The sequence below is a fragment of the Alkalibacter rhizosphaerae genome (genome assembly GCF_017352215.1).
GTDB classification, from domain to species: Bacteria; Bacillota; Clostridia; order Eubacteriales; family Alkalibacteraceae; genus Alkalibacter; species Alkalibacter rhizosphaerae.
In genome coordinates, this window is record NZ_CP071444.1 from 50,629 (window position 1) to 67,078 (window position 16,450).

The 16,450-nt window shown below is 44.2% G+C and carries 12 protein-coding genes; 6 read left to right on the top strand and 6 right to left on the bottom strand.

Translation table 11 applies throughout. The features are described from left to right. Positions 1–66: 66 nt before the first annotated feature. Complete coding sequence (locus tag J0B03_RS00265; RefSeq protein WP_207299905.1) at positions 67–1,206, top strand: aldo/keto reductase; 1,140 nt, start codon at positions 67–69, stop codon at positions 1,204–1,206. Positions 1,207–1,218: 12 nt separating this feature from the next. On the opposite strand, the gene J0B03_RS00270 is transcribed toward J0B03_RS00265, so the two are convergent. Together J0B03_RS00270 and J0B03_RS00275 are read right to left on the bottom strand one after the other, a co-directional pair. Beyond that, the gene (locus J0B03_RS00270) at positions 1,219–1,593 is read right to left on the bottom strand and encodes an acylphosphatase (RefSeq protein ID WP_207299906.1); all 375 of its coding nucleotides are present in this window, start codon (positions 1,591–1,593) and stop codon (positions 1,219–1,221) included. Between the two features lie 13 nt (positions 1,594–1,606). Continuing rightward, positions 1,607–2,260, bottom strand: a complete 654-nt coding sequence (locus J0B03_RS00275; protein WP_207299907.1) for a Crp/Fnr family transcriptional regulator — start codon at positions 2,258–2,260, stop codon at positions 1,607–1,609. A gap of 110 nt (positions 2,261–2,370) precedes the next feature. On the opposite strand from J0B03_RS00275, the gene J0B03_RS00280 reads away from it, so the two are divergent. The 4 genes from J0B03_RS00280 to nifJ all read left to right on the top strand — a co-directional run bounded on the left by J0B03_RS00280 (position 2,371) and on the right by nifJ (position 9,058). Further along, positions 2,371–3,666: a 3-isopropylmalate dehydratase large subunit gene (locus J0B03_RS00280; protein WP_207299908.1), complete on the top strand. Its 1,296-nt coding sequence runs from the start codon at positions 2,371–2,373 to the stop codon at positions 3,664–3,666. Then, a complete protein-coding gene (locus J0B03_RS00285; RefSeq protein ID WP_207299909.1) occupies positions 3,667–4,191 on the top strand; it encodes a 3-isopropylmalate dehydratase small subunit in 525 nt (174 codons plus the stop codon). A 131-nt stretch (positions 4,192–4,322) separates the two neighbouring features. Then, the gene (locus J0B03_RS00290; protein ID WP_207299910.1) at positions 4,323–5,159 is read left to right on the top strand and encodes an HAD family hydrolase; all 837 of its coding nucleotides are present in this window, start codon (positions 4,323–4,325) and stop codon (positions 5,157–5,159) included. A 362-nt stretch (positions 5,160–5,521) separates the two neighbouring features. Next, complete coding sequence (gene nifJ, locus J0B03_RS00295) at positions 5,522–9,058, top strand: pyruvate:ferredoxin (flavodoxin) oxidoreductase (protein ID WP_207299911.1); 3,537 nt, start codon at positions 5,522–5,524, stop codon at positions 9,056–9,058. Between the two features lie 51 nt (positions 9,059–9,109). On the opposite strand, the gene J0B03_RS00300 is transcribed toward nifJ, so the two are convergent. The 3 genes from J0B03_RS00300 to J0B03_RS00310 all read right to left on the bottom strand — a co-directional run bounded on the left by J0B03_RS00300 (position 9,110) and on the right by J0B03_RS00310 (position 14,113). Continuing rightward, a complete protein-coding gene (locus J0B03_RS00300; RefSeq protein ID WP_207299912.1) occupies positions 9,110–10,786 on the bottom strand; it encodes a glutamine--tRNA ligase/YqeY domain fusion protein in 1,677 nt (558 codons plus the stop codon). Positions 10,787–10,905: 119 nt separating this feature from the next. Beyond that, the gene (locus J0B03_RS00305) at positions 10,906–12,798 is read right to left on the bottom strand and encodes an ABC-F family ATP-binding cassette domain-containing protein (RefSeq protein WP_207299913.1); all 1,893 of its coding nucleotides are present in this window, start codon (positions 12,796–12,798) and stop codon (positions 10,906–10,908) included. After that, the gene (locus J0B03_RS00310; RefSeq protein WP_207299914.1) at positions 12,785–14,113 is read right to left on the bottom strand and encodes a DUF2254 domain-containing protein; all 1,329 of its coding nucleotides are present in this window, start codon (positions 14,111–14,113) and stop codon (positions 12,785–12,787) included. The genes J0B03_RS00305 and J0B03_RS00310 overlap by 14 nt, the downstream gene beginning before the upstream one ends. Before the next feature lie 81 nt (positions 14,114–14,194). On the opposite strand from J0B03_RS00310, the gene J0B03_RS00315 reads away from it, so the two are divergent. Then, complete coding sequence (locus J0B03_RS00315; protein ID WP_207299915.1) at positions 14,195–15,148, top strand: alpha/beta fold hydrolase; 954 nt, start codon at positions 14,195–14,197, stop codon at positions 15,146–15,148. Here the strand turns inward: J0B03_RS00315 and J0B03_RS00320 are convergent. Then, positions 15,124–16,347 carry a chloride channel protein gene (locus tag J0B03_RS00320; RefSeq protein WP_207299916.1) on the bottom strand — a complete coding sequence of 408 codons (1,224 nt, stop codon included), beginning with the start codon at positions 16,345–16,347 and terminating at the stop codon, positions 15,124–15,126. The genes J0B03_RS00315 and J0B03_RS00320 overlap by 25 nt on opposite strands. Positions 16,348–16,450 lie beyond the last annotated feature (103 nt).

Here is a 16,450-nt window from a genome sequence, read left to right on the forward strand (position 1 = left end):
ATGGTTCTGGGTTGGGCATGGAGGCAGAGCATGATATAATGACAGAAAAAGTTTTAGGAGGGTCCAATGAAAAAATTAGGCTTTGGATATATGAGATTGCCTCTCATGGATGATCAGGACAAAAAATCTTTCGATTTCGAGACACTTAATGCCATGGTGGATGCTTTTATGGACAGAGGATTCACGTATTTTGATACGGCGTATGTCTATCATGATTACCAGTCGGAGAAGGCGCTGCGGGAAAGCCTGGTAAAAAGGTACCCCAGAGAATCCTTTACAGTGGCAACAAAGCTTCCCATGCGGGATTTTCACACCAAAGAGGAAATGGGAAAGATCTTTAATGAACAGTTGGAAAATTGCGGAGTGGACTATTTTGACTACTACATGCTCCATAACATCGGTCATAATTCCTACAAAAAAGCGGTAGAGTTTGACAGTTTCGATTTTGGTTTTCAGAAAAAGAAAGAAGGGAAAGTCAAGAAGTTTGGTTTTTCTTTTCACGAAACACCGGAGTTGTTGGAGGAGATCTTTCAAAAATATCCAGGACTGGATTTCGTCCAGCTCCAATTGAATTATGTGGATTGGGATCATCCCAACATTCAGTCCCGACGTTGTCTGGAGTTGGCAAACCAATATGAGATCCCTGTCATCGTCATGGAGCCCATCAAGGGAGGGAATCTGGTTCAAGTACCAGAAAAAGCAGAGATGTTGATGAAGACTTACGACTCCAACGCTTCCATACCATCCTGGGCCTTGCGTTTTGCAGCCAGTCAAAAAGGGGTTTTCATGGTTTTGAGCGGCATGAACGCCATGGAACAGATAGAAGACAATATGAATGCCTTGGATCCATTTATTCCTCTGAATGAAAGGGAGTACTCCATTATCGGACAGGTAGTAGAGGCGATCAACGAATATACAGCCATTGACTGCACCACATGCGGATATTGTGAGAAAGAGTGTCCCCAAAACATTGCCATTCCAGACTATTTTTCCTTGTACAATAGCGCAAAAAGAAACACAGGGGACAATCGTTCCAGCCAATTTGTCTACTATATGAACTTGACGGCCACCAGAGGGAAGGCATCGGATTGTATCGAATGCAGAAAATGTGAAAGTGCCTGTCCCCAGCATTTGGAAATCAGCCAACTCTTAAAGGATGTGGCAGCAGAATTTGAAAAAGGGCCGGGGCTACCTTCCAGAAAGTAAACCGGTCTTCTTTCAGGGGATTTCATCGGTTCGTATATGAAAAGGTATAGGATCATTCTCTACTGGCAGATCGATGATGTCCACGGCGACAACTTTCGCCCGTTTTAAAGATTCCATGAAATGAATGAGAAATCGTATCCTGTTTTGTTCTCCGTGTATTTGAGCTTCCACGCTGCCGTCCTTTTGATTGCGGACCCAGCCGGAAAGACCCAGTTTTTTTGACAATTCAAAGATCTCCAAACGAAATCCCACTTTCTGGACTCTTCCGTGAAAGACCAAACGTTGATGTACGGTGGGACCTTCTTCAAAATGGGGAAGTTCGATCTTTTGCACTTGCCGGAGGACGTAACTGTTTTTTACATCTTTAAAATATTTTTTCAAGCTCATGAATCTGCTCCTTTCATGGTTCCAGGTGGAATCGCTTCAACGATGTCGGATCCAGGATCTCGATCTGTCGATATCGGGTGGCGATCCACTTTTTTTGTGCAAACTGTCGTAAAATACGACTGACGGTCACACGGCGTACTCCAACGGCGTTTCCGATCTCTTCCTGTGTCCCTTTGATCAGACCGTTGTTTTGATCCCCCTGCTGCAACAAATACTGGGCGATGCGTTTTTCCGCCGTCAAAAACGTCAAGTCGTCGATTTCCCGGCTTAGCATTCGAACTTTTTTTGACAGATGGACCATCAAGGTGAAGGCGAATGTGGGATGGGCTTGAAACAAACTCAACACGTCTGTTTGGTTCAGGGAGATGACCAGTGAATCCTCTTGAGCTCTTGCAGATGAAATGCGTGGGAATCCATCAAAAAATGATGCTTCACCAAAAATGTCGCCGGGTCCGTAACTCGTCAATTTTTTCTCTGTTCCATCGGGCGAAGTGACAAAAGCTTGGATCCTTCCTTTTTTCAAGTAATAGAAATGATGGGCGGTTTCTTCCTGACGATAGATTCGTTCTCCCGTTTTGTATAAATTAGCTTCTGTGGTTTGAATGGATTGAAGCCAGTCTTCCGGCACATTAACAGATTGGTCGAAATAGCGAAGTTTTCGGTTCATTGGCACCTCCTACAAAAATTTTCTACATTGTATCATTATATACATTCTTTTAGCAATATATATGGCATAATATAGGTAGTATATGCGTTTCGTGTAAAGGAGAAGAGAGTATGGGAAAAACAATCGCAGAAAAAATATTTGATGCTCACCGAGTGGAAGAACCTTTTCCAGGAACCCACGTTTTAAAATTGGACAGTGTCTTTTGTCATGAAATCACCACACCCATCGCCATTACAGACCTGATGGCTCGCGGAATGGATCGAGTTTTTGATCCGACAAAGATCAAGGCAGTCATCGATCATGTGACACCGGCCAAGGATTCAAAAACGGCGGCACAAGGGAAGATCCTCCGAGATTGGGCAAGAAGACATGATATAAAGGACTTTTTTGACATCGGGAGAAACGGGGTATGCCACGCTATATTCCCGGAGAAAGGATTTGTCCGACCCGGATATACAGTGATTATGGGAGATTCCCACACATGTACCCATGGCGCTTTCGGAGCTTTTGCAGCCGGGGTGGGTACTACCGATCTGGAAGTGGGGATCCTGAAAGGCGTTTGCGCTTTCCGTTTTCCGAAAACCATTAAATTCGTTTTAAAGGGGACCTTGCAGCCCGGAGTCTATGCAAAAGATCTGATCCTCTTCATCATTCGAGAGCTGACCGTCAACGGAGCAACGGACATGGTCATTGAATTTACAGGTCCCGTAGTGGACGACATGAGCATGGAAGCGCGAATGACCTTATGCAACATGGCCATTGAGGCAGGCGGAACCAGCGGGATTTGTTATCCGGATCGGACGACGGTGGATTATCTATGGGAATTCATCCAGGATGAGTTCGACTCAAAGGAGCAAGCTGTCGAAGAGTATGCAAAATGGAAATCGGACGAAGATGCCGTTTACGAAAAAGTGTACGAGTTCGACATTTCCCAACTGGAACCCATGGTGACATTTGGTTACAAACCGGATCAAGTGAAGACGGTCCATGAAATGGAAGGGGAACCTATCGATCAGATCTACATCGGTAGCTGCACCAACGGGCGGATCGAAGATTTGCGAGAGGCCGCCAAGGTGCTAAAAGACAAGAAGATCAGCGATCGTGTCCGAGGGATCGTCAGTCCGGCAACACCGGGGGTGTATAAAAAAGCGCTGCAGGAAGGCATCATCGAAATATTTCAAGACGCCGGCTTTTGTGTGACGAACCCTACTTGTGGTGCATGTTTGGGCATGAGCAATGGTGTTCTGGCGGATGGAGAAGTTTGTGCATCCACCACTAACCGAAATTTTAATGGAAGAATGGGCAAAGGGGGCATGGTACATTTGATGAGTCCAGCCACTGCCGCCGCATCTGCCATTGAAGGAAAGATCACCAATTCTCCACTTTACGAAGGCGGGGTGCTTTAAATGAAAGTATTTAAAGGTAAAGCATTATTTTTGGACCGAAATGACATCAATACCGACGAGATCATCCCAGCCAAGTATCTGACAGAGATCACAAAAGAAGCATTGAAGCCTTACTTGCTGGAGGATTTGACGTTGCCTGGCTTTGACAGTGAAGCAGATGTGATAGACAAAGCCTTCATCGTAAGCCGGGAAAACTTCGGATGCGGTTCTTCCCGAGAACATGCGCCTTGGGCGTTGGAAGTCAACGGGATCTATGCGGTCATAGCGGAAAGCTTCGCTCGGATCTTTCGACAAAACATGTTCAATTGCGGAATGTATGCCATCGAGTTGCCCGCAGAAACCATTGATCATCTGTTTCAAGACTATGCAGGGAAAGACGTTACCATGAAGATCGATGTGGACAAGGACCAGTTGATCATAACGGCAGACGGTAGGGATGAGATCATTGGATTTTCCATTGGAGGTTTTGATAAAACCTTGGTAATGGAAGACGGATGGGTCGGCTACGCAGACAAGAACTATTGAAAGGATGGGAAGCAGGCCGCTGCTTCCCATTTTACATGTTTTATAGAAAGGAAAGCCCTTTCAAGAGGGATAAGAATGTGGGATCTATGGTATAATAATCAAACATGAAAAAGATTGGATGGGATAAAAGAATGATTCTCGCATTTGATTTGGATGGAACGCTGCTGGATGAAAATCAACGCATACCAGACAGTACAATAAAACTATTAAAAGAATTGCAAAAGAAGGGAATGCAGATCGCTGTGGCCACAGGAAGAAGTTATTCCGCCTGCAAATACTATGCAAAACTCATCAATGCCGATTATGTGGTCGCCTGCAATGGAGCTCTTATCGTTGACGGGAGTGACGACCGGATCCTTCATAAAAAGCCGATCCCCAAAGAAACTGCAGAGGAAGTATTGTCTTTGCTGTATGCTCACGGGGATAAGTTGAAAATACAATGGGATAGTTTTGAAACTTATTACACCAACAGTATTTTGCCGTTTGAACAGGAATACGTGGATGCTTTTCTTCGACATTATCCAGACGAGATATTCTCCATGGAAGTGGTGGATTCTCTTGCCAAATGGGAATATTTGCGGATGAAGAAAGCCCATAAGGAAATCTATCAGATATTTACTTTTTCCATGGTGAAACCACCAGAGGAATATGAACAAGTCCTTGCAAAATTGGACTGCTATGAAGATATCCAGTACGTAGACTTCAAAAAAAGTTATACGGATGTTACTCACAAGAACGTAAGCAAAGGAAAAGCCTTGAAATTCTTGGCGAAAAAGCACGATTATACACATGAACATGTTATGGCATTCGGTGACCAGTACAACGACGTGTCCATGCTTTCTTATGCCGGTATATCTGTGGCTATGGGAAACGCAGACGAATCCATCAAGGATATTGCCAAACACGTGACCAGTTCCAATAAGGAGGGGGGAGTGGAAAGCTTCTTGATCGACTTTTTTAAAGTTTAAAGAAACAAGAGACTTCGAAGTACAGGCCCCATTGTATTGTTTTAAAAATTAACATATTGGGACTGTTTTAGGAACATTCACCCATTGATATTTTCAAAACAATATCTTTTCGACCAAAAAAAACGTAGTGCGTGGCAAAAAAAATACAAAAAGACATACAAAACACTTTGATTATTGTGTATAATATGCTTTATATACACAATCACACACAAAGTATTTTGTGTACATGATACTAAAAACAATTGGTTCCATGTACAATCCACAAATCATTATGATATAATTAGGAAAATCAAAAGAGCTGTACGTCTTGATTTTTCTATTATTATTATGAAGAAAAAGAAGAATTTTAAGGAGGTTCATTCATGGCAAGAAAAATGAAAACAATGGATGGAAATACCGCTGCCGCTTATGTATCTTATGCATTTACGGAAGTTGCCGGCATCTATCCAATCACTCCGTCCTCTACCATGGCAGAGTTGGTGGACGAGTGGTCCGCCAAGGGACAAAAAAACATTTTTGGTGAAACTGTAGACGTGATCGAAATGCAATCCGAAGCAGGAGCTGCAGGTGTGGTTCACGGTTCATTGGCTGCTGGAGCATTGACAACCACCTACACGGCATCTCAAGGATTGTTGTTGATGATCCCGAATATGTACAAAATGGCAGGAGAATTGCTGCCGGCTGTTTTTCATGTAAGTGCCCGAGCCATTGCCGGTCATGCTTTATCTATCTTTGGAGATCATTCCGATGTTATGAGTGCTCGACAAACTGGGTTTGCCATGCTGGCATCCAATAGCGTGCAGGAAGTCATGGATCTCGGTGGGATCGCACATTTGTCTGCCATCAAGACAAGAGTACCGTTCTTACATTTCTTCGACGGATTCCGGACATCTCACGAAGTACAAAAGATCGAACAGATCGAGTATGATGAATTTGCACAACTGTTGGATTTCGACAAGGTGCAGGAATTCAGGGATCGTGCATTGAATCCGGAGCATCCAGTCACGAGAGGAACTGCGCAGAACCCGGATATTTTCTTCCAGGCTAAGGAAGCATTGAATCCTTTCTATACAGACATTCCGGATATAGTAGCGGATTATATGAAAGAGATCACAAAATTGACGGGTCGTGAATACAAGCCATTTGATTACTACGGCGCAGAGGATGCAACACATGTGTTGATCGCTATGGGCTCTGTTGTTGACACTATTGAAGAAACTGTGGATTATTTGGTCGCAAAGGGAGAAAAAGTCGGTGTGATCAAAGTTCGCTTGTATCGCCCTTTCTCCGAAAAATACTTCTTTGATGTTCTTCCAAAGACGGTAGAGCGAATTGCCGTGCTGGATCGCTGCAAAGAGATGGGTGCTCCTGGTGAACCACTGTATGAGGACGTTCGATCCATGTTCTACGACAAGGAAATGAAGCCGATCATCGTGGGTGGACGATACGGTTTGGGATCTAAAGATACCACTCCTCCCCAGATCGTGGCGGCATTCGACAATTTGAAAAACGAAAATCCCAAAAATGGATTTACCTTGGGGATCGTCGACGACGTGACCTTCACATCTTTGGAAACTACAAAGGAAATCAATACGACACCGGAAGGTACCATCCGATGCAAGTTTTGGGGATTGGGATCCGACGGAACGGTTGGGGCCAATAAAAACTCCATCAAAATCATTGGAGACGAAACCGATCTTTATGCACAAGGATATTTCTCCTACGACAGCAAAAAGTCTGGTGGTGTGACCATTTCTCACCTTCGATTTGGAAAAAAACCCATCAAATCCACTTACCTGATCGATGAAGCAGATTTTGTTTCCTGTTCGACCCAGGCATATGTGAACCAGTATGATTTGTTGAAAGGTCTGAAAAAGGGTGGAAGTTTCCTTCTCAATACCGTTTGGTCGGAAGAAGAACTCAACGAGAAGTTGCCCGCTGATCTTAAAAAATATATTGCCGAAAACAACATCGAATTTTATATCATCAACGCGACAAAAATTGCAGAAGATCTTGGATTGGGCAACAGAACCAATACGATCATGCAATCAGCATTCTTTAAGTTGGCCAAAGTCATCGACTTGGATGACGCTGTCAAGTACATGAAAGAAGCAGTAGTCAAGTCGTACGGCAGCAAAGGAGAGGCCATCGTCAACATGAATCACAAGGCCATCGATGCAGGGATCGAATCTCTTCACAAAGTGAATGTACCTGCGGACTGGAGCAGTGCTGAAGAGTCTGGAGTACAACAAGATGACAACGCACCAGACTTTATCAAGAATGTATTGCGTCCCATGAACCGACAAGAAGGCGACAGCCTGCCAGTAAGCACATTTACCGGCAGAGAAGATGGAACCTTCCCTCTAGGAACTGCAGCCTATGAAAAACGAGGTATAGCCGTAAATGTGCCGGAGTGGCAGATCGACAACTGCATCCAGTGCAACCAATGTTCCTTTGTTTGTCCCCATGCAGCCATTCGTCCATTCTTGATCACGGAAGAAGAAATGGTCAACGCACCGGAAGGTTTTGCAGCAAAAAAACCTGTAGGGAAAGGGTTGGAAGGATACCAGTACAAGATCCAGGTTTCCGTGTTGGATTGTACCGGTTGCGGCAATTGTGCTGACATCTGTCCTTCCAAAGAAAAATCCTTGATCATGAAGCCCATTGGAACCCAATCGGCTGAAATCAAAAATTGGGAGTATGCAGCAAGTCTGCCCGTTCGAGACAAGATCCTTCCAACAAACAATGTAAAAGGGAGCCAGTTCGTCAAACCGTTGTTTGAATTCTCTGGAGCATGTGCCGGTTGTGGCGAAACTCCATATGCTCGAGTCATCACTCAACTGTATGGAGATCGGATGATGATCGCCAATGCTACAGGATGCTCCTCCATCTGGGGGGGAAGCGCACCTTCCACTCCTTATTGCACCAATTCGGAAGGAAAAGGTCCATCCTGGGCAAACTCCTTGTTTGAAGACAATGCAGAGTACGGTTTTGGAATGGCCATGGCTGTTAAGAAAAATCGTCAAACCATTGAAAATGCCTTAAACCATCTGGTGGATTGTTGTGAAGATGCCTCCTTGAAATCCGCTGCTGCAAAGTGGATCGAAAATAAAAAGGATGGAGAAGGCTCCAAAGTTGCATCCGTCGAATTGTTGGGAGCATTGGACAATGTAAAAACAACTTGCAGCGATTGTCAAAAGAGCATCCAGACGGTATTGAACCTGAGTGATTTCCTGGTGAAAAAATCCGTATGGGCTTTTGGTGGAGACGGATGGGCTTACGACATCGGATACGGTGGTTTGGACCACGTCATTGCCAGCGGTGAAGACATCAATATCATGGTATTTGATACAGAAGTTTACTCCAATACCGGTGGTCAAGCATCCAAGGCGACACCTGTTGCAGCTGTCGCAAAATTTGCAGCCAGCGGCATGAAAAACAAGAAAAAAGACCTTGGTCTCATGGCCATGACTTACGGCAACGTTTATGTTGCACAAGTAGGAATGGGCTCAGACAAGAACCAGTTCATGAAAGCGCTCATGGAAGCGGAAAGCTACGATGGACCATCCGTATTGATCGCCTATTCACCTTGCATCAACCATGGCATCAAAGGCGGCATGGGAAAAGCGCAAGAGCAGATCAAAAATGCGGTAGAAACCGGGTACTGGCATTTGTATCGATACAACCCGATGTTGAAGGAAGAAGGGAAGAATCCGTTTGTTCTGGATTCCAAGGAACCGACGAAATCCTTCCAGGACTTCATTCGAAGCGAAGTTCGATATACCAGTCTTCAGCGTTCCTTCCCGGGATTGGCAGAAAAGCTGTTTGAAAAAGCAGAACAAGATGCTAAAAACAAATACGAGATCTACAGAAAATTATCGGAGACGCAAATATTATAAAAGGATCAAAAGAACAGCCTCTTTCCAGAAACGATGGAAAGAGGCTGTTTTCTATGTGTTTGGTTTCCAGGAACTTTTGAGGCTGACTGTCAAGTTGAACACTGGTTTTTGGGGTTGAGAGTCTTTGGGGTCAACGGCAAAATAACCATGTCGTACAAACTGGAATCGTTCTCCGGCGTTGACTTCCTCCATACTGATTTCTGTCAATCCCAGTTTTATGTTCAATGAATCAGGATTGATGGTATGACCTTGGGCGTTTTCTACTTGGTCGGGGTGATCTTCCGACAACAAAGTATCGTAAATGCGAAATTCCGCTGGATGGTGATGGACAGCACTGACCCAATGAAGGGTCCCTTTTACTTTTCGTCCGGTAAAACCGCTGCCGGATTTGGTTTCTGGATCGTAGGTACAGTGGATCTCCGTCACTTGTCCGTTTTCATCGGTCGAATAATCGTGGCATTTGACAAAGTAGGCGCCCATTAATCGAACCTCGTTCTCCGGGTAAAGTCTGTGATATTTTTTGGGCGGGTCGATCATGAAATCGTCCCGTTCTATGTAGATCTCTCTGGTGAAAGGGATCTTTCGTTTGCCAAGTTCCGGGTTTTCGCTGTTGTTATCCATTTCCAGCCACTCCAGATGCGTTTCCGGCAAATTCGTAATGATCACTTTTAAAGGATCCAATACTGCCATACAGCGAGGGGCTTTTGGCTTTAGATCATCTCGGATGAAATGTTCGAACATGGCCATATCTACAATACTGTTGGATTTTGAAACGCCGATCTCTTCGCAAAAATTTTGGATGGCTTCCGGCGTAACACCTCGTCGCCGCAAACCTGCAATGGTCATCAGGCGAGGATCGTCCCAACCGTCCACTACCTTGTCATCCACCAATTTCTTTAAAAACCGTTTGCCGACGATGGTATTGGTCAGAAAAAGCTTGGCAAATTCGATTTGTCTGGGTGGTTCTTCCTTGAAAGCATCCAGGTTGGACAGCAACCAGTTGTAAAAAGGTCGGTGGTCTTCAAATTCCAAAGAACACAGAGAATGGGTGATGCCTTCAATGGCGTCTTCGATAGGATGTGCATAATCGTACATGGGATAAATGCACCACTGTTCTCCTGTGTTGTGATGATGCGCCCTGGAAATTCGATACAATACAGGATCCCGCATATTGATGTTGGGACTTTCCATGTCGATTTTTGCTCGAAGTACTTTGCTGCCGTCTTCGTACTTGCCATTTTTCATATTTTCGAATAAAAGGTGATTCTCTTCCTTGCCACGGTCTCGATAGGGGCTGTTTTTACCGGGTTCGGTCAACGTCCCCCTGTAGATTCGGATCTCATTTGCGGACAGATCGTCCACGTAAGCCAGACCTTTGTCGATGAGCTCCAAACCGCATTCATACATCTTATCAAAATAATTGGATGCGTAGAATAAACGATCTTCCCAGTCGGCACCAAGCCAGGCAATATCTTCTTTGATCGATTCTACATATTCCAGATCTTCCTTGGCTGGATTGGTGTCATCGAATCGAAGATTGAACTTGCCACCAAAGCGTTTTGCAGTATTATAATTTAGCAAAATGGCTTTGGCATGTCCGATGTGCAGATACCCGTTGGGCTCCGGTGGAAAGCGGGTATGTACTCGATTATCGGTAAAGGTGTTGTTTTTTATGTCTTCTTCGATCATATTATAGATAAAATTGGATGGGGTCTTTTCTTTTTCCATAGTTGACGAATCGCTCCTTTTCCGTGTTATTCATGTAATTTTAACACAACAAGGCAGTTTTTGCATCTCCGTAATGGTGAAGAAATGGATATCTGCGTGTTGCATTTAACTTGACATGGTCATTCATGGATGATTTTGGATAAATAAGCTTCCCGTTCCATTTTATGGAGCAGTTCCTCTTCTAGAGATTGCTTTTCTTCCTGAAGTTCTTGAAGTCGGGTAAAGTCTGTCGAAAATTCCAAAAACAAGGGTTCCAGTGCATCCAACCGCTCTTCCAAGTCTGCCATTTCCCGATGGATCACCTTGTATTCCTGTTGTTCCTTGAACGACAATTTCCTCGGACGATGGGAAGATCTTGTTCTCCCATTTACTGGGTTTTGTTTTGTTATGGTTGAATCTTCCATCTGTATTTCTTTTTTCGTTTCTTTTTCTTGAACATAATCAAAATAATTTCCTGTGTGCAGCTTTATGATCCCGTCTTCATGAAAGGAAAGGATCTTATTGGAAATCCGATCCAGAAAAAAGCGGTCGTGGGATATTGCCAACACAGGTCCAGGGAACCCGTCTATGTATTCCTCCAAAACTTGCAACGTGGGGATGTCCAAATCGTTGGTAGGTTCGTCCAGAAGCAGAACATTAGGTGCCGAAACTAAAATGTGCAATAAATAAAGTCTTCTTTTTTCACCTCCGGAAAGTTTGGAGATGGGGGTGTATTGTTCTGCGGAAGAGAAAAGAAACCGTTCCATCATTTCAGCAGCCGAAATTAGGTTTCCATTGGCTTCTTCCAAGTACTCTGCTGTTTGTCGTATGTAATCGATGGCTCGAATCTTTTCATCAAGTATTGGAACATTTTGTGAAAACAAACCGATATGAACGGTTTCTCCCCGGTCGACGTTGCCCTTATCCGGTGTACGATTGCCGGAGATCAATTCAAAAAGAGTTGTTTTCCCCAATCCGTTTTTACCGATGATCCCGATGCGATCGTCTCTTTGCATAACATAGGAAAAATCATGTACAAAGGTTTTCCCGGAGTAGGATTTGCTGACATGGTCCAGTTCGATGATTTTTTTCCCCAGCCGATGGTGGGGGCTATCCATGGTTAGCCCGGTTTCCTTGTCATTCGATAATTCGCTTTCCAAAGAAGCAAAACGCTGGATCCGTGCTTTTTGTTTGGTGGTCCTGGCTTTAGCGCCTTGCCGCATCCATTCCAGTTCCTTTTTATACAAGCTTGTGATTTTTTCGCTGATGGAACGTTCCCGGGCTATGCGTTGTTGCCGATGGTCCAGATAATAAGCATAATTTCCTTGATAAACATGCAAATTGCCATTTTCCAGTTCAAAAATAGTGTCGGTTACATGATCCAAAAAATATCGGTCATGTGTTATGACCACCAAGCTGCCTTTTCGATTGTTAAGATTAGATTCCAGCCAATCGATCATGTCGCTGTCCATATGGTTGGTAGGTTCGTCCAAAAGTAAAAGGTCGCAGGGGTTGACCAATGCTGCAGCCAAAGCAACTCTCTTTTGCTGGCCACCGGAAAGGGTGCCCATTTTTTTTGAAAAATCATCGATCCCCAATTTGGTCAAAACTGTCTTGATCTGACTTTCCAACGCCCATGCATCGGAAGCATCCATCTCGTGGGTCAGAGTGGTCGCCCTGGATTGCAGTGTCGGGTTGTTCGGGTCTTTTGCCAATGCTGAAATGGATGCTTCATAATCTCGGATCCGATTCATTTCCTTTGTATCGGTCAGGAATATTTGCTCCAAAATACTGCAATCATCGATGATTTCTGGTTCTTGGGGTAGATAACCGATGATCAATTTATTGCTTTTTACGATATTACCGCCAACTGAAGTTTCTTTTTCCGCCAAAATCTTCAGAAGGGTCGATTTACCCGTTCCATTTCGACCGATCAACCCGATTTTCTGATCGTCGATGGAAAAATCCAATGATTGAAACAATGTTTTTTCCCCATGGATCATGGTGAGTTTTTCCGCTTTAATTAGACTCATTTTTTCCTCTTTCTTCGACACGTTTCAGATTGGCCAAAACTTGAATATCATACAAGTGATTTTCCAATCGCTTCTGATCGTAGGGATGTTTGTGAAAATCACTTACTTTATCGAACACATAACTGCTGAATATTTGAACGTGTTTACCGTTTGCCGGAGAGCAGGAACGCAAAATGGTTTTTAAGGATTCAAATACCGCATTGATGACACTCAAATCCGATTTTCCATAATGGACGATTTGCTGATAGGTATCGAATAGTGCGTGAGGAAGATGAAATTCCTCGTAGACGATCCGACCTGGTGATTCTTCTTTGTGGAGTACCGAATACATTCCCTCCGATTCCGAAATTCGAGCCATAAGCACGCCAATGAATCGTATGCAGTGTATGGCGGTATTGGGATCATTGATGCCGGGTGATATGGCACGTAGAGCGATCTCCACGATTTTCTGTACGGTGAAGGTATAGTCGCTGATCACCATTTTTTCGTTGGCGAAGGTAAAACAATTCTCGATTCGTTTGTCCAATTTATTCGGAAGGGTTTCTTGATTCCAATAATACACGCTGAACAGTGGCATGTTTTCCGAAACAAAGGTTCCAATCTTGGTGTGGATGACGATCGTGCAATCCACTTCGGATATCATTTCCAACATGGAGTGGAAATTGATCAATTCCAAATAGCCGTATTCGGAGGTATGGACCGTATAATGGGATGGATAGGATTCTGTGGAAAAATAAGATGTTGTCTCGTGCTTGTCCCGAAACTCCAGTGTTTCTTCGATCAATTCCATGGATTCTAAAAACAAGCGAGTGATCAATTTAGATGCTTGGATGGATGAAGACACGGAAAATACAAAAAGAATGAAATAGGCAATGCATACGATGGAATAAACCACCGCCACTGTGGCGGAAAGGACCAATTGATTCTGAACGGTGGTTCTCATAAACAACAGGGTCGTTATGCAGTAAAAAAACCCTCCGGTGAATATTCCGAGAACTTTCATGGAGATTCGATCCGTCAAAAAATTTTCCACGACCCTTGGTGAAAAATTGGAAGAATACGTGGTCAGAACCACCATAATGGTGGAAAAGGTAAAGGTGGTGATCGTCAATAGGGCGCCAGCCAGGGTTCCCAGGATCGTTTTTGCCAAATCGATGCCTGTGAGAAAGAAACCTGGAATATACTGGATCAATGGAAGAATCCGGGAATCGATCAACAAGATCAACATTGCAAGCAATAGAGAAAAAAACAGATATTTGCTCAGAAAGAGCCAGACCTTGTTGTTTTCGTAAAGTACGCGAATCTTTTGGATCATGGACTATCCACCTGCCTTCTATTTGTATATAATTATTATAGCATGTCAAATACAATGTTGGGGAAAGAGAGTGGTCCATCCATGAGATCCTGGAAAAAAATAGTTGTATTTCTGTTACTCTTCTTGCAGGTGTTTCCTTTTTTCATTCCTTTAAAAAACAAGGAATCCATACCTGAAAAACCGTACTACAACAGTTATTTTTATGAAGGAGAGGGAACGTCCATCCATTGGAGGCTTTATGATTCTTTTAAAAATCGAGGAAACGTGCTGATGATCCACGGACTGGGAGGATCCACCTATTCCTGGGAACAGACGGCACAACGCTTGCAGCAGGAAGGATTTGACGTTGTTGCTGTAGATCTGCCAGGTTTCGGATACAGCGAACGTACCCTGGATTTTGTTCATACCCAGCAAAACCGGGGAGAGCTATTGTGGAATGTTCTGGATCATGTGAAAGAGGACTATTCGGATCAACTTTACGGGGATCACTGGATTTTGATCGGTCACTCCATGGGAGGAGGAACGGCAACGGCCATGGCTTTGACACGTCAAGATCAGACAGACGTGGTGATATTGGCTGCAGGTGCCTTGTTTGACAATGGAAGGACCATGTCAAAAGTTTTCTATTATCCGCCTGCAGGGAAGTGGATGGAAGTTTTTCTGGATCGCTTTGGATGGGATGAAAATCGCATAGCAGGAATCCTGGAATCTGCCAATGGACAACCTGTATTGGATGGTCAGGTCGAAGGATATCTCCAACCTTTGAAAATAAAAAACACAGGTGCCTCTTTAGTGCAGATGGTCAAAACTTCAAAATCTTTGGAAGATGAGGAGTTGAGAGCACTACAGGTGCCTGTATATGGGATTTGGGGCGATCAGGATGACTGGGTAGCTGAAATCGAAACGGAACGGATCCGATTATTGATCCCTCAAGCCCGATTTGCGGTGATACCAGGTGCCGGGCATTTGGCCATGGAAACACACCCGGAAGCATTTCAAAAACATTTGCTTCAATTTCTCTCCACCCTTGAATAGACCTTTCGGATCTGAGTCGTGAATACACTGGATCTTCGAACCAAAATATGGCTGACTGCGATCACGATCAGTCCCGGAACCAGCATTTGAAAGCCGAAAAGTTCCAGACAAAGAGCCAAGGCAGATAAAGGAGCATTGGTGGCGGCTGCAAAAAAGCCGACCATTCCAAGTTCAGCAAACAACCCGACAACACCCTGGATCATTTGTGCGTACAAGCTGCCGGCAGTGGAACCGATGATAAAGATGGGTGCCAAGATACCACCCTTGCCACCACTGGCAAAGGTGATGGATGTAGCCAACATCTTTAAATACGGCATGGGAGCGAATTGGGCTTCTCCCGACAAAGATCGATATAGCAACGGTTGGCTCAGACCCAGCATATCGTTTTTCCCAGTGAAAAGGACGAGTAAAATCAGAACGACCCCACCGGCTATCGCTTTCTTTTGTTTGGTTGGAAATAACTTTAGGACCGTTCGATCCACCGTCTTAACGATACCTATAAAAATAAAGGCCTGGGCAGCCAAAAATATCCCGAAGAGAACCAATAGAAAAATCAGGTGCAGATCGATCTCCAAAGAACCAACTTGAAATACGGACATAGGTTCAAATCCCAAGGTCCTCATGGCAAGGATACCACTAAAGGAAGCCAGCAGCGAGGGCAGCAAACGTTTGTAGGTATCGCCATGGGTCCAAAGGATCTTGTTGGCAAAAACCGCACCAAAAAATGGGGTGCCAAAAACAGCGGTAAACCCACCGCTGATCCCGCAAAGGATCAATACTTCCTGTTGGAATGGAGTAAAAAGACCAGGTTTGATTCGTAGAAGTCCGTTGCTGATCCCTGCACCGATCTGGGCACTGGGACCGGCCTTGCCAACAGAACCGCCAAGCAGCGCCGTTACGACAAAAGCACCCAGCCGATAGGGTAGGGTTTGCAGCGTCACATTTCCCCGACTTTGGTGTAGCATATCCATAATTTTTTCATTGTTTAAAGAATCTTTTTCCTGGCAGCGGGATACGATGTGTTGACTTGCAAGAAAAGCAAGGGGCAACAAGAGATAATAGGGTCCCAGTAGCTGGATCCTAGCGCTTAGTTCCAAAATTCCCTTTATAAAAAGATAAGCGATAGAACTGGACAATGCACCGGTCAAAGGGATCATAAAAAGCAGCAATAATCTTGTTTTAACGTGTTTTGTGTTCATAGGTCCTCCTTTCCGTCATTCTTTTTTCTTCCATTATTCAATTATGACATCATTTATGATAACATACAACTATGACCTTTTTTCTCGATTATTGAGACAGAAG

Excerpts from the sequence above, each read along its gene's own strand:
- J0B03_RS00290 (WP_207299910.1), top strand. The coding sequence starts at position 4,323 with ATGATTCTCGCATTTGATTTGGATGGAACGCTGCTGGATGAAAATCAA.
- J0B03_RS00265 (WP_207299905.1), top strand. The coding sequence starts at position 67 with ATGAAAAAATTAGGCTTTGGATATATGAGATTGCCTCTCATGGATGAT.
- J0B03_RS00310 (WP_207299914.1), bottom strand. The coding sequence starts at position 14,113 with ATGATCCAAAAGATTCGCGTACTTTACGAAAACAACAAGGTCTGGCTC.
- J0B03_RS00275 (WP_207299907.1), bottom strand. The coding sequence starts at position 2,260 with ATGAACCGAAAACTTCGCTATTTCGACCAATCTGTTAATGTGCCGGAA.
- nifJ (WP_207299911.1), top strand. The coding sequence starts at position 5,522 with ATGGCAAGAAAAATGAAAACAATGGATGGAAATACCGCTGCCGCTTAT.
- J0B03_RS00280 (WP_207299908.1), top strand. The coding sequence starts at position 2,371 with ATGGGAAAAACAATCGCAGAAAAAATATTTGATGCTCACCGAGTGGAA.
- J0B03_RS00285 (WP_207299909.1), top strand. The coding sequence starts at position 3,667 with ATGAAAGTATTTAAAGGTAAAGCATTATTTTTGGACCGAAATGACATC.
- J0B03_RS00320 (WP_207299916.1), bottom strand. The coding sequence starts at position 16,347 with ATGAACACAAAACACGTTAAAACAAGATTATTGCTGCTTTTTATGATC.
- J0B03_RS00315 (WP_207299915.1), top strand. The coding sequence starts at position 14,195 with ATGAGATCCTGGAAAAAAATAGTTGTATTTCTGTTACTCTTCTTGCAG.
- J0B03_RS00305 (WP_207299913.1), bottom strand. The coding sequence starts at position 12,798 with ATGAGTCTAATTAAAGCGGAAAAACTCACCATGATCCATGGGGAAAAA.
- J0B03_RS00300 (WP_207299912.1), bottom strand. The coding sequence starts at position 10,786 with ATGGAAAAAGAAAAGACCCCATCCAATTTTATCTATAATATGATCGAA.
- J0B03_RS00270 (WP_207299906.1), bottom strand. The coding sequence starts at position 1,593 with ATGAGCTTGAAAAAATATTTTAAAGATGTAAAAAACAGTTACGTCCTC.